General features: G+C 52.2%; 12 protein-coding genes. 9 read left to right on the top strand and 3 right to left on the bottom strand.

Annotated features, from left to right (window positions below; translation table 11 throughout):
• The first annotated feature begins 519 nt into the window (after window positions 1-519).
• A complete protein-coding gene (locus SPI6313_RS04490) occupies window positions 520-1419 on the top strand; it encodes a DNA-methyltransferase (protein ID WP_072619920.1) in 900 nt (299 codons plus the stop codon).
• Here SPI6313_RS04490 and SPI6313_RS04485 read toward each other — a convergent pair.
• Together SPI6313_RS04485 and SPI6313_RS04480 are read right to left on the bottom strand one after the other, a co-directional pair.
• Window positions 1416-2015: a PDDEXK family nuclease gene (locus SPI6313_RS04485; RefSeq protein ID WP_072619919.1), complete on the bottom strand. Its 600-nt coding sequence runs from the start codon at window positions 2013-2015 to the stop codon at window positions 1416-1418. The two genes, SPI6313_RS04490 and SPI6313_RS04485, sit on opposite strands and share 4 nt — an antisense overlap.
• A 3-nt stretch (window positions 2016-2018) precedes the next feature.
• Complete coding sequence (locus SPI6313_RS04480; protein WP_072619918.1) at window positions 2019-2237, bottom strand: helix-turn-helix domain-containing protein; 219 nt, start codon at window positions 2235-2237, stop codon at window positions 2019-2021.
• A gap of 195 nt (window positions 2238-2432) precedes the next feature.
• Between SPI6313_RS04480 and SPI6313_RS04475 the strand changes: the two genes are divergently transcribed.
• A complete protein-coding gene (locus SPI6313_RS04475) occupies window positions 2433-3518 on the top strand; it encodes a hypothetical protein (RefSeq protein WP_072619917.1) in 1086 nt (361 codons plus the stop codon).
• 192 nt (window positions 3519-3710) lie between these two features.
• Here the strand turns inward: SPI6313_RS04475 and SPI6313_RS04470 are convergent, their stop codons facing one another.
• A complete protein-coding gene (locus SPI6313_RS04470; protein ID WP_072619916.1) occupies window positions 3711-4481 on the bottom strand; it encodes a PspA/IM30 family protein in 771 nt (256 codons plus the stop codon).
• A 291-nt stretch (window positions 4482-4772) separates the two neighbouring features.
• On the opposite strand from SPI6313_RS04470, the gene psaM reads away from it, so the two are divergent.
• The 7 genes from psaM to SPI6313_RS04435 all read left to right on the top strand — a co-directional run bounded on the left by psaM (window position 4773) and on the right by SPI6313_RS04435 (window position 13057).
• Complete coding sequence (psaM, locus tag SPI6313_RS04465) at window positions 4773-4868, top strand: photosystem I reaction center subunit XII (RefSeq protein ID WP_072619915.1); 96 nt, start codon at window positions 4773-4775, stop codon at window positions 4866-4868.
• A 521-nt stretch (window positions 4869-5389) separates the two neighbouring features.
• The gene (gene psb34 / locus SPI6313_RS04460) at window positions 5390-5569 is read left to right on the top strand and encodes a photosystem II assembly protein Psb34 (protein WP_072619914.1); all 180 of its coding nucleotides are present in this window, start codon (window positions 5390-5392) and stop codon (window positions 5567-5569) included.
• A 264-nt stretch (window positions 5570-5833) separates the two neighbouring features.
• Complete coding sequence (mutL, locus tag SPI6313_RS04455) at window positions 5834-7501, top strand: DNA mismatch repair endonuclease MutL (RefSeq protein ID WP_245788598.1); 1668 nt, start codon at window positions 5834-5836, stop codon at window positions 7499-7501.
• A gap of 254 nt (window positions 7502-7755) precedes the next feature.
• Entirely contained in the window at window positions 7756-9285 is a 1530-nt protein-coding gene (purH, locus tag SPI6313_RS04450) for a bifunctional phosphoribosylaminoimidazolecarboxamide formyltransferase/IMP cyclohydrolase (RefSeq protein WP_072619912.1), read from the top strand.
• A gap of 35 nt (window positions 9286-9320) precedes the next feature.
• Window positions 9321-9980, top strand: coding sequence for a glycerol-3-phosphate 1-O-acyltransferase PlsY (plsY, locus tag SPI6313_RS04445; protein WP_072619911.1), 660 nt, complete (start codon window positions 9321-9323; stop codon window positions 9978-9980).
• Between the two features lie 120 nt (window positions 9981-10100).
• Window positions 10101-11207, top strand: coding sequence for a glycosyltransferase family protein (locus tag SPI6313_RS04440; protein WP_072619910.1), 1107 nt, complete (start codon window positions 10101-10103; stop codon window positions 11205-11207).
• 50 nt (window positions 11208-11257) lie between these two features.
• On the top strand, window positions 11258-13057 hold the full coding sequence (locus tag SPI6313_RS04435; RefSeq protein WP_072619909.1) for an ABC transporter ATP-binding protein: 1800 nt from the start codon (window positions 11258-11260) through the stop codon (window positions 13055-13057).
• Window positions 13058-13113: the final 56 nt, after the last annotated feature.

Genomic DNA, 13113 nt, shown 5'->3' with positions numbered 1-13113 from the left:
CAATGCCCAAGGCACTTTGGGCAGTATCGACAGCAGATTTTACCAAAATTCATGGGTCTAAAGCCCCGTCCTTCCAGGACAGCTTTTTATTGTGTACGATTAGCGTAGCGGATCGGGTAATCAACCGCTTTAAAAACCCGATGCTACCTAACCCGTAGCGACTGAACCTTGGCAATTGAATCTATGGGGTTCTACTTCATTGTTCTAGGCCTCCCTGCAAGTAGGTAAAAGATTCACAGGCACTAGACGAATAGTTTTTGGCAAATATTGCTGCCCATCCAAACAAACTTTGGAGCAATCCAACTACGGTGGGGCACACCGAAAGTAACGCTTGGGGAGAGAACCACCTCTATGTAGGACTTCGCAAGGAATCCTAGGTAAGTGGACTCGGTGAGCCAAGAATCCCCGTCCCTTTAGGCCGGGGAGTGTCCACAAGGTAGCTTGATGGAACAAACACAGTACATTTGGTTGACTACCCAAGAATAAACTATGATGCACATAGTCATCACATGCTAGCCAATGCCTGAAATTCTCTATCAGCAGCAAAGATTAGACATCAGTCCCACCCCATGGATTCCACAAGGAATTCTAGGAACGGATTGTCCGGAACCAATTTTAAGGACTGAACAAGGTGTCTTACTACAGGGTAATTGTCTGGAGCTACTGAAATATATTGCCAGCGACACAATCGATATGGTGTTTGCTGATCCACCGTTTAACCTGGGTAAGCGTTATGGAAGTAGGGTGAACGACCAGCGACAAGAGACTGAGTATATCGAGTGGATGCACTCGTGGCTTTCTGAATGTGAGCGTGTCCTTTGTCCAGGGGGTTCTTTATTTGTCTACAACCTACCGAAATGGAATGTCTTATTGGGTTCCTATCTCATAGAGTTGGGTTTCACATTTCGCCATTGGATCGCGGTTGATGCGAAAACCTGTATGCCTATTCGAGGCAGACTGTACCCATCCCACTATAGTTTGCTGTATTACAGCAAGGGTGATAAACCGAAAACCTTTCGGAAAATCCGCACCCCGATCGCAACATGTCGTCATTGTGGGGGCGACATCAAAGATTATGGGGGGCATCGTCGAGCCATGAATCCTAAGGGTGTCAATCTCCCAGATGTTTGGACAGATATTCCCCCAGTGCGCCATTGGAAATTTAAAAGCAAGAAGCGGAAAACAAATCAACTTTCAACGAAGCTACTGGATCGCGTGGTTGAAATTTCAACGGTTCCTGGTGATGTAGTGCTTGATCCTTTCGGGGGAGCCGGAACAACCTTTGCCGTTTGTGAACAGAAGCATCGTCACTGGATTGGTATTGAAATCGAGAACTGTGATGTCATTATTGAGCGGTTAACGGTAGGAGACATCGATCACCATGTCAATACCGATACTGTTGATGATCAACCCCATTAACGGGCAGCCATGCCATCTTTTCCTTTGGGAATGAGGGGCACAGTATCGTCCAATTCATCCTGTGCCACGGCGATCACTCGAAAAACCCCTGTTTCAAGTTGCACCGCTGACCAAACGGGGAAGTAGGCACGAAGTTCGGTAATATTGCCAACGCGATCGGTGAGATAACGGCGCATCGATTGGGCAGGAACAACCAAGATGCCACCCAACAATCCTCCTGTGAGTAGTGCATGAATAATCTTGTTGGCTGCCCGGTGGCTCGATGAAATATTGCCCGTTTCCCATTCAAAACCCACCATACCCGTTTGGGTTTCGAGGATGGCATCTAGGTTGCCCATCTTGATCCCTGCAAGTTCTTTGGGTAAACGCTCAGTTTGCCAGCCGAGGGTTTTGAGCCTGTTGATGCCAGGAGTTTTGATGGGCATCACACCATTGGCATGGGGCTTTGTACCTGGATTGAGCTTAAACGTTCCTGTGCCATGAGGCCAGTCAATAACGGAAATGGCTTGTGCCACATCAACACAAGCTTGCTGCCAGATGGGATTTTGATCAGCATCCCCACGGCAAATGACATCAATGGTTTCGGTAATTTGCATAGACTATAAGTCGGAGAGTAGTTCGGACATTGATATCTCTAAACCTTGAGCAATGACCGCTAAATTGAGAATTGCAACGTTTCGCTCTCCTCGCTCAATTCCACCGATATAGGTGCGATCCAATCCACATTCAGCGGCAAACGCTTCCTGGGAAAGGCCACGAGCTTTTCGGTATTCGCGAATGCGTTGACCTAAGCCAGTAAGTAAGGGATGTCGTTTCATGGTGTGGAGTTTAGTCTGATGGTGACTATCATTCCACGGACGATAAGTATCGCTTTTCGATGAATTACTTTGAAAATTCACGTAAGGTTTATTGAGTTCTCGTACTTCTGGACAATCTCTCTGCTTACGCATTTGACTGAAATAACGTTCATGACCTCTGATGCTAGATTGAAAAAACTGCCATTTACCGATCTGATGACCCCGACCCCGCCTCAATTTGGCCCTGCTGCGGTTTACTTTCCCCACCTCGTTCCTGTCACCGGGGGCGTTGCCGCTGCGATTTTGGTTCACCATTGGCACAGCCACACCACCCCGGACGCTTGGTTTGCGCCGGAGTTTGACGCGATTCAACGGGTTACGGGTCTGAATCATGACGACTATCAACAGGCCTGCCGTCAGTTAAAGCAGCGCGGCATCCTCGCCGAACGCCTCCGCCCTGACCAGCAGCGCGAACTTCAACTCAATCTCACGCCCATCCTTACCGCCTTAACCACCCTGGGCGATCTAACCCCGGTGGCGATCGCACCTCCCGCTGCTGATCCCTTTTTCACACCGCCCCCCCGCCCCGCGCCCCCCGTTGCCCCGCAGTACCAATTTTCCGGCCCGTGGCAATCTCAGCAAGAACTCGCCGCCTTTCAAAAAGCCGTCTTTGATTACTTTGTGGCGCGGGGCGATCGCAATCCTGAACGCAGTCAATTTTGGGTGATCGACGGCATCACAAAAGGGATGTGGTCGCCGTTTTGGGAGGAGTTCAGTCAGGGCCAACCCTTGGGATCGAGTCAACAGGTGCAGCGGGATTGGGAAATTCAGCCCGGTGTGGCCTATCCCGCCTTTGAAGAGGAGCGGGTGCAATATTACTGTCACAAGGGCGAACCCATTGAAGCCGCCGTGGCACGGGCGCGGGCGGATCTGCGGAATCCCACCTTGGCCCAGGATCTTTGGGATGGGTTTTTGCGCAAATGCGATCGCCTCGCCCGTGAAGCCCTCCAAGCCCAGCAGCGCGGCGTTGCCACCCCTTATTTACCCCCAGCCTTCAGCGATCGCCCTGCCATCACCAAAACCGAGGTCATGGCCAAACTCAACCAACTCCAAACCCCGACCGCCCTTCCCAACGCTTCCACTCCTGAACCCGTCCCCGCCCAAGCCCCTCGCCTTGACCTCCTTCAAAAGGCCTATAACACCAAACTCGGCCGCAACCTGATCAAGCGTCAGATTAACCAACATCCCGAATGGGGTTATGCGATCGTTGAGGATCAAATCGTTGATCTTTACCCGTTTTAGAAAGACGCTCTCCAAGGGCGGGCAATGCCCACGGATCTAGCCTTTCACCGCCTTAAGCTGTCCTCGAAACGGTCTTCGCCAAATTTAACCGTGGTGCGATGGCGATTTCCGATGATCGAGGCACAGGGGTGTACAGGGGTGTACATCCCTATGCTTTAGCGTTTCCGGCAGCGGATGGGATAGCGGCCAGGTTCAGAGTTGATCCATTTGGCGGCGCAGTTCTTCGAGTTCCGCATCAATGGGAGCCGTTGTCGGGTTTGCCTTCGGGGTGTCCGAGGGGGGGAGTGCGCCTTGATCGGGTGCAGCACCGCTCAATTGGGCTTTCATGGCGGACAATTCTGCATCCACGTCGCTGCCACTTTCGAGGGCGGCGAATTGGCTTTCTAGATCCGCCCCGCCTAGCTCAAAGCTGGCTTGCGATCGCGCCTCCATTTCGAGCACCTTATCTTCCATCCGCTCAAACGCCGCCATGGAACTGCCCGTATTCATCGAACTCACCGCACTTTGCAGTTGTTCGTTGGCCCTGGCCGCTTGTACCCGTGCCTTGAGCATATCTTTCTTGGTTTTGGCCTCAGAAATTTTGCTTTCGAGGGCAATCAAGTTCCGTTTCAAGGTCTGGACTTGATTGACTTGAACATCCAATTGCTGTTTAAGCTGGGCTGCTGTATCGCCACTCCCTTTTTTGCGCTGGAGGGCTTCACGGGCGAGGCCCTCATCCCCTTTGGATAGGGCTAATTGGGCCCGCTGTTGCCAACTGTTGGCATCCGTTTGATTTTTGTTATATTGCTGCTCGGTACGCTTTTGGGCAGCGATCGCTTTCGCCACAGCCTGCCGCAGTTGTACCAAGTCCTCCTGCATATCAAGGATCGCTTGTTCTAGAATTTTCTCCGGATCTTCCGCCTTACTAACCACATCGTTGAGGTTAGCGCGGACAACTCGCCCAATGCGATCAAAAAGTCCCATGGTCGTTCTCTAATAAATCTTGGCGTGTACACAAAAACTGGATCAGCACGGAATTCAGCACTGAGGCAATCTACCGTGATCCCGTTGAGAAGCGTTACTCATGTTCTAGTCTAGCCTCTGACACGAGGGTCGGTAACTATTCTGATGAGATGCGATCGCCTCTTCCATCCCTACGGGACTCGATCGGAACATTCCATGCACCTTCTATTGATTTTTGTAACGGAGTCTAACGGAAAGGGGCGATGATGCCGAAAATTAATGGGAAAGCTGTTTACCATGAGGATTCATTTCATGCCGATTTCAGATACTCAAGTTTACATCGCCCTCGTGATCGCGTTAATTCCCGGTATTCTCGCGTTCCGCCTCTCCACCGAATTGTACAAATAACACCAGCCATTAAATGACAGGGGGGCTGAAGTACATCAACTTCAGCCCCCCTTGTTTTGGCAGATGGGCTGCCGTTGCTCCCCGATCATCATCCAAATTAGATCATCAATACTTAAAAATCACCTGCGGTCACCAGATCTCTTCATCGGTGGGTTACGGCGAATTGCTAAATTGCAGTGATGGCGGGAGTTTAAGCCACCGAACCCACCCTAATGCCATGACCCAGTAGGGTGCTGTGAGCGTAACGCACCGTTACGTTGAGCTTTGGCCTGAAACGAAATAGAGAATGGCGATCGCGAAGATTGCGATCGACACCAACACTTGATTCAAAGCGAGATCGAGGCATATCGCTAGCAATTCGCTATCAACGATACGGTTCGTTGTGGCGAATACCCATACACTGGCAGCAATGACAACACCCACGCAGGAAATATTTAAACTTTGTCAAATATTTGTTACATTTCGTAAAAATCTGTTATCTTAGTAAACAAGAACGCAACACCAACCGGAGGGTAAACCCCATGCGCACCACCCAACTCGATAACGGCATCCTCAATAACCACGCCATCGAGCCGGACGTTTACTGCGCCGCCTACCCCACCGCACACGAACAGGAATCCTACAAAATTCAAGCCGCCTGGGCTGTGCTGTTCCTTGCCTCTTTGCTCCTCATGGCAACCACAGTCACCAGCCTCGTCTAAATTTCAGTTTTGATCGACGGTTCTCGATTCTCCTCCAAGCTCTCTGTTGTTGTGATAGGCAATAGAGAGTTTTTTTCTGTACATCTAGCGTTTGCTTGAGCAATTGAGCCATATAGAGGCAAGGGGCTTAAGCCCTTTGTGCATGGGATTGGATGTGCTGATGTATACTTCATCTGCCCTGCTTGCCATCTCCCCCTTTGACAAGCTCAGGGCTTCTGGATGCTGATCTGATCGGGGGGAAATCGCTCTAGAATTGATCTCGTGATGGCGACGATTCAACCCCTGCCTGCTGATGTGATTAATATTATTGCTGCCGGAGAGGTGATCGACTCGGTGGCGGCTGTGGTGCGGGAATTGGTGGAAAATGCGATCGATGCGGGGGCGGGACGGATTGCGATCGCTCTCGATCTTGAACAATGGCGAGTACAAGTGGCCGATGATGGCCAGGGGATGGATCGGGACAGTCTCCGCTCCTGCACCCAGCCCCACAGCACTAGCAAGATCCACACCACGGCGGATCTGTGGCGGATTACGAGTTTGGGGTTTCGGGGGGAAGCGCTGCACAGTATTGCCCAGTTGTCGCGGTTAGAGATTCGCAGTCGTCCCGGTTTGGCGGCAACGGGGTGGCGGGTGAGCTACGACCAACAGGGAGAGGTGATCGAGATGGAACCGGACGCGATCGCTCCCGGCACGATCATCACCGTTCATGATCTCTTTGGGCGGATTCCCGTGCGCCGTCACGGGTTACCCGCTGAAAGCCAACAACTCAAAGAGATCCAAACCCTGATCCATCATTTCGCCCTCTGCTATCCCCGCCTTCACTGGCAGATATCCCGTGGCGATCGCCCCTGGTTAAAACTCTTTCCCGGCGAGAGTCCCCAAGACATCCTGCCCCAACTCTTGCCACGAACGCAGCCGGGAGATTTCGCCCAGTTCACCCAAACCCAACTCCCCGACTATCCCGACGCTCAGATTCAGGTGGTGGTGGGTCTGCCCGATCGCTGTCACCGTCGCCGTGCCGATTGGCTCAAGGTGGCGATCAACGGCCGCTGGGTGCGATCGCCCGCCCTCGAACAGACCCTCCTCGCCAGCATGAGCCGCACCCTCCCCAAACACCGCTACCCCGTCGCCTTCCTCCACCTCACCCTTCCCCCCGCCCAAATCGACTGGAACCGCCACCCCGCCAAAACCGAAGTTTATCTGCATCACCTGGATTTTTGGCGCGATCGCGTCCGGGAGAGCATCGACCAAGCCCTGCGCCTCAGTCCCGCCGATCTCACCCCCACCGCCCACAATCAACGCTTAGGAACCGTCTTCAAAGCCGCCGCCAGCGCCGGAACCTACACCCTCGATCGCCAAGTTACCCCCCTCACCGCCCCGGCAGGCATCCAAATGCCGCTGCGGGTAGTAGCGCAGGTGAACCGGATGTATATTGTGGCCGAGCATGAGCACGGCCTCTGGTTAATTGAGCAGCATATCGCCCATGAGCGGGTCTTGTTCGAGCAATTACAAACCGCGTGGCAGTTAGTGGAGCTTGACCCGCCGCTGATTGTGGCGGGATGGCGCGATCGCCAAGTTGAACAACTCCAGCGCATCGGCATCACCGTCGATGTCTTCGGCGAAAACCTGTGGGCCGTGCGCCACTGCCCCGCCCTCTTAGCCGATCGCGACGATTGCATGGATGCCCTGGTGGAATTGAGCCTAGGGGGAGACCTCGAAACCGCCCAAGTCGCCACAGCCTGCCGCAGCGCGATCCGCAACGGCACATCCCTGAGCCTGCCCGAAATGCAAACCCTCGTCGAACAGTGGCAACGCACCCATAACCCCCGCACCTGCCCCCACGGTCGCCCCATCTATCTCGCCCTCGACGAAACCTCCTTATCTCGCTTTTTTCGCCGTCATTGGGTCGTCGGCAAAAGCCACGGCCTTTAGCCTTTAATCGCATCGAATTCAGAGCGATCGGGGTATCTCCTGCAAAGGCGCGATGCAAACAACCAACTTACAGTTCATAATATTCGCCCCTCGTCGCCTGGGGAATTCACCTCCAATCCGCCGCCAAGATTTGCAACGCCGCCAGGTAGAGCGAGGAAGAATGACCCCGCCCGGCGATCGCATTCAATTTTTTAAGGTTTAGGCGGTGGATCAGGTGGGATAATAGCGGCGTTGTTCATCGCCGCCTGTGAATTGTGAGTAAATTAGCCCTGCTGAGTGTCAGCGATAAAACCGGAATTGTCGAACTTGCTCAAGCCCTAGTTCAAGACTTTGACTTTGATTTGATCAGTAGTGGCGGCACGGCGAAAACCCTCCAAGCAGCGGGATTGCCCGTGACGAAGGTGAGCGACTACACCGGATCACCGGAAATCCTGGGGGGCCGAGTGAAGACCCTCCATCCGCGTATCCATGGCGGGATTTTGGCGCGGCGGGATCTGCCGGAACATTTAGCGGAATTAGAAGCGAACGAGATTCGGGCGTTGGATTTGGTGGTGGTGAACCTGTACCCCTTTGAACAGACGATCGCAAACCCCGATGTCACCGTCGAGGATGCGATCGAAAATATTGATATTGGTGGGCCCACCCTCCTGCGGGCAGCGGCGAAAAATCATGCCCATTTAACCGTCCTCTGTCGCCCGGAACGGTACGGGGTCTATCTGGAAGAATTGCGAACAAACGGAGAACCGAGCGCGGCGTTTCGGCGCGATCGCGCCCTCGAAGGCTTCCAAATGACCGCCCACTACGATCGCGCCATCTCCGCCTATTTCGCCCAACTCACCGACAGTCCCGCCCCCTTCACCCTCACCGCCCACCCCCACCAAACCCTACGCTACGGCGAAAACCCCCACCAGCCCGCCACTTGGTATAAAACCGACGAGAGCGGCTGGAGCAACGCCACCCAATTGCAGGGCAAAGAACTGAGCTATAACAATTTGGTGGATCTCGAAGCGGCACGACGGATCATCATTGAATTTGGCGACAGTGGCGATCCGGCGGCAGCGGTGTTGAAACATACCAACCCCTGCGGCGCGGCCATGGGGGCGACCCTCGTCGAAGCCTACGAACGGGCGTTTGCAGCGGATTCGGTGTCGGCATTTGGGGGGATTGTGGCGTTGAATCGGCCCATTGATGCCCCAACGGCGGCAGCCCTCTCGAAAACCTTTTTAGAATGTATCGTTGCGCCGGGGTGTGAGCCAGAGGCGGCGGCGATTCTCAAGAAAAAATCGAAGCTGCGGGTGTTGCTCTTGCCGGACTTATTCACGGGGCCGAAAGAAACTGTGAAGGCGATCGCGGGCGGTCTCCTCGTCCAAGCCGCCGATGATGCCACCGATGACCCGGCACAGTGGCAAGTGGTGACCCAAAAGCAGCCCACGGACGCAGAACGGGCAGAAATGCAATTCGCCTGGAAGTTGGCAAAACACGTTAAATCCAATGCGATCGTGATTAGCCGCGATCGCACCACCGTCGGCGTAGGCGCAGGGCAAATGAATCGCGTCGGCGCGGCTCAGATTGCCCTCGCCCAAGCCGGGGACGCGGCAAAAGGAGCTTGTCTCGCCAGTGATGGGTTTTTCCCTTTTGATGATTCCGTACGCACCGCCGCCGCAGCGGGGATCACGACCATCATTCAACCCGGCGGCTCCATTCGTGACAACGACTCGATCGCCGCTGCCGATGAGTTAGAAATCGTGATGATTTGTACCGGAATGCGCCATTTCTTGCATTAATGGGGGAGGAATGAATTAATTGCTGCGGAGAGGTTATGACTGGGTTAATTATTGTGGGGATTGCGATCGCCTCCTATCTGCTGGGGTCATTCCCCACAGGGTATCTTTTGACCAAATGGCTCACGGGCCTGGACATTCGCGACCAAGGCTCCGGCTCCACCGGGGCCACCAACGTCCTCCGCACCGTCGGCAAATGGGCCGCCGCCACCGTCCTCCTCACCGATGCCCTCAAAGGTGCGATCGCCCTCGCCCTCGTCTATAGCCTCGCCTATATCCCCGCGATCGCGCCGCACATCCCCACCGCCGAGCTACCCTGGTTCGCCACCCTCGCTGGACTCCTTGCCCTCGTGGGCCATAGTCGCTCCGTTTGGCTGCAATTCAAAGGCGGCAAATCCGTCGCCACCGGGATCGGTATCCTATTGGTGATGAGTCCCGTTGTCGCCCTCAGCACGATCGCCGTCTTCGCCCTCACCCTCGCCGTGAGTCGGATCGTCTCTTTGGGGTCGATCTTGAGTGCGATCGCCGTCACGATCTTAATGCTGCTGCTCCACGAACCCCTCGCCTACTGCCTCTTTGGCCTCCTCGCAGGCAGCTACGTCATTGTTCGCCACCGCACCAACCTCCAACGCATCTTTAACGGCACAGAACCCACAATCGGGCAAAAACTCCAAGCCCACCCCGAATCCAGCGGCTAATGAAATCGTGAGAACACGGATTAGTCGCGCCAATATGGCACAATTCTCGGCCACCGGGGAAACATCGACCTAGAATAAAGACATTTAACGCTCGCTCGACATCCATGACGACGGCTCATTATGCCTAAAACGATTCTGATCCTGTTTCCCAACGAATGGTTAGCCTATACTCCCACACTTCTCAACCTCATTGAAAAACTGAAAGCTGACTTTAAGATTCGAGTGATCACCCTCGATGATGGCAAATACCAAAATCATAATCTTCAGGGCGATGAATTTGAGTTCATTCCCCTCTCTGAGCACCTCGCAACCTTCTTAACTGATTTTGGTCGGGTCATCGGCCAAGGTTCCCGCCTTTACCAGTTTTTCAAAATGTGGCAAGTGTATTGGCGATCGCGAGGCCGCCAAGCGGATGAAGTGATTGCCGTCGATTCTGCCGGTTTAGTCATCGCCCAAAAACTGTTTCCCAGCAGCCATTTTTTATCCCTCGAACCCTACCGCGATCGCTTCTTTTTAAGTTGCGACCTCACCCGCATTAAATCCGTCCTAGCCCACAGTCCCGAACGCTACGACTACCTCTTTGCCGAAACCAACATTCCCGCCTTTATTCTCCCCAACGCCCCCGCCCTCGATAACTATCAACCCCCGGACTATCATCCTTCCGACACCATCAACGCCATCTTTTTTGGCAATGCCAACTTCCGTAACGGCGTGTATGAATGTTTAGAAGTCTTTAATGTTCTCGACACCGAGAAGTTTACATTGACCATTAAAGGGATCGTCAGCGAAGAGCATCAGGAGAGAATCGCTCAACAGTATCAACCCCTCATTGATGCCGGTCGTTTAATCATTGAGCGTCGCTACATTCCCCAAGAAGAAGTAATTAACTATTTAGCTCAGTTCAGCATTGGGTTTTGTTTTTATAACTTTGACCATACCAATGCGATGACCCAATTTAATTTCATCTCTGTCCCGGCTGGAAAAATGTATAACTACTATGCCGCTGGTGTCCCCGTGATTGGATCGGATATTTTAGGGCTAAAAAGTGTGCGTGATTTCCAAGCGGGACTCTTGTTAAACGAGGTCACCCCGGCCGCGATCGCTGCCGCCATCCAAACCATCCACGCCGATCATCCCACCTACCATGAAAACGCCATCAAAGCCGCCTACCACTTCGATTTTAATAAAGCGATCGATCCCGTAAAAACTTACCTCATGAACTCATAATTTCAATCCCTATTCCTTGCTCTATTCATCGTTAGCAACTCAAGGCAAAAATGTCACGCAAGCTCCAAAAACTGTTTTACATCATTGATCGTAAAAAATATGAAATTCCAGTCTTGGTGGTCATTTTTCTATTCGTCTCAGTTTTAGATACCTTTGGGATTGGCTTAGTCGGCCCCTTTATGGGATTGGTCAACAGGCCTGAACTGATTACCGATAGCGCCATCATTGCTAACCTCTATCAAACCCTAGGCTTTACCACTCCTTCACAGTTCATCATCAGCATCGGGGGACTGATCATTGCGCTCTTTTTTATTAAAGTGTGTTTCAATTTTAAGATGCAAGAATACATCTTTAAATTCAGCTTTTCTCAAACTGGCAGCGTCATGCGCCGTCTCCTCGAAGCCTACTTAAAAACAGACTACACCTTTCACCTCTCCCGCAACACTTCTGTTTTAATCCAGACCCTCATTCTCGAATCACAAAACTTCTCACAAAAAATTCTGGTTCCGATGCTGGTTTCCCTCTCAAACCTGATGGTTTTAGGGCTATTACTCTGCCTGCTGGCTTGGACAAGCCCGATCGGAACTCTGTCCATTGTTGCGGTTGTTCTCATAACCTACGGCATTACCAACTTATTTAAAGACCGGATGCGAGCATTGGCAGAAGATGCGGCGGCGGCCCAATCCGATATGATTCGGATTGTGAACCATGGCTTAGGCAGTATCAAAGAAACCCACATCATTGGCTGCGCACCATATTTTGAAGAACAGATTACCTACGAAGCAAAACGTTATGCGATGTCCATGGGGACGGTGATGGTGTTTAATAACTTGCCACGCTTTATTATTGAGGCTTTGCTGGTGAGTTTTCTGATTGGTTTTACACTTTTGGTGTTGATCATAAGTGGTAATACCGATAGTTTGACTGCTACATTAAGTGTCTTTGCGATCGCATCGATTCGGATGCTGCCCGCTTCAGCAGCGATCGTTCAAGCCACCTCATCCATTCGGTTTAATTCCTATATTATTGATAAACTCTATCAAGACCTCATTGAAGCCGAAGATAATCGTGGCACCTATGCCCTGTCTTCCAATCACGAATCCACCCCATCGCTTCCCTTTCAAAACACGATTGATCTCAGTCATATTTCCTACACCTATCCGAATATCGAAAATCGCGCCCTGAATGATATTTCTCTCCAAATTCAGAAAGGACAATCCATTGGCTTTATTGGTCAATCGGGGGCCGGAAAAACAACGCTTGTGGATGTTATTTTGGGGCTGCTCATTCCTAAATCCGGGGATTTAAAAGTAGATGGTCAGTCAGTGTATGAAAATCTGCGCGGCTGGCAAAATTTGATTGGCTATATTCCCCAGTCTATTTTTCTTCTTGATGACACGATTGAACATAATATTGCGTTCGGAGTTCCTGAAGAAAAGATTAATCAAGAACGGTTAAGGGCGGCGATCGCGGCTGCTCAACTGACGGATTTAATTGAACAGTTGCCCAATGGATTACAGGAAAAAGTGGGTGAGCGCGGGGTGCGTTTATCCGGGGGACAACGCCAACGCATTGGGATTGCTCGCGCCCTTTATCATCAGCGGGATATTTTGGTTCTTGATGAGGCCACCTCTGCTTTGGATAATGAAACGGAGCAGCTTGTCAGTGATTCAATTCAGAACTTGGCGGGTAGTTTAACGATGATTTCGATCGCTCACCGTTTGACAACGCTCAAACATTGCGATCGCATCTATGTCCTCGAACAAGGCAAAATCATCGAATCGGGCACTTATGATGAAGTGGTACTCAAACAGCCCCCACCGGAAACCCCTGTTTCAGAGATAGAATAGAGGTGCGATCGCACCGCGATGTTTCGTCCATCAACACCGTTTTCCTGTCCCTCAAC

This window comes from Spirulina major PCC 6313 (genome assembly GCF_001890765.1).
Lineage (GTDB): Bacteria > Cyanobacteriota > Cyanobacteriia > Cyanobacteriales > Spirulinaceae > Spirulina > Spirulina major.
The sequence above is the reverse complement of the archived record's forward strand: the minus strand, read 5'-3'. Positions and strand labels throughout refer to the sequence as shown.

Excerpts from the sequence above, each read along its gene's own strand:
- SPI6313_RS04480 (WP_072619918.1), bottom strand. The coding sequence starts at position 2,237 with ATGAAACGACATCCCTTACTTACTGGCTTAGGTCAACGCATTCGCGAA.
- SPI6313_RS04475 (WP_072619917.1), top strand. The coding sequence starts at position 2,433 with ATGACCCCGACCCCGCCTCAATTTGGCCCTGCTGCGGTTTACTTTCCC.
- plsY (WP_072619911.1), top strand. The coding sequence starts at position 9,321 with ATGACTGGGTTAATTATTGTGGGGATTGCGATCGCCTCCTATCTGCTG.
- SPI6313_RS04440 (WP_072619910.1), top strand. The coding sequence starts at position 10,101 with ATGCCTAAAACGATTCTGATCCTGTTTCCCAACGAATGGTTAGCCTAT.
- psaM (WP_072619915.1), top strand. The coding sequence starts at position 4,773 with ATGCCGATTTCAGATACTCAAGTTTACATCGCCCTCGTGATCGCGTTA.
- mutL (WP_245788598.1), top strand. The coding sequence starts at position 5,834 with ATGGCGACGATTCAACCCCTGCCTGCTGATGTGATTAATATTATTGCT.
- psb34 (WP_072619914.1), top strand. The coding sequence starts at position 5,390 with ATGCGCACCACCCAACTCGATAACGGCATCCTCAATAACCACGCCATC.
- SPI6313_RS04490 (WP_072619920.1), top strand. The coding sequence starts at position 520 with ATGCCTGAAATTCTCTATCAGCAGCAAAGATTAGACATCAGTCCCACC.
- SPI6313_RS04470 (WP_072619916.1), bottom strand. The coding sequence starts at position 4,481 with ATGGGACTTTTTGATCGCATTGGGCGAGTTGTCCGCGCTAACCTCAAC.
- SPI6313_RS04485 (WP_072619919.1), bottom strand. The coding sequence starts at position 2,015 with ATGCAAATTACCGAAACCATTGATGTCATTTGCCGTGGGGATGCTGAT.
- SPI6313_RS04435 (WP_072619909.1), top strand. The coding sequence starts at position 11,258 with ATGTCACGCAAGCTCCAAAAACTGTTTTACATCATTGATCGTAAAAAA.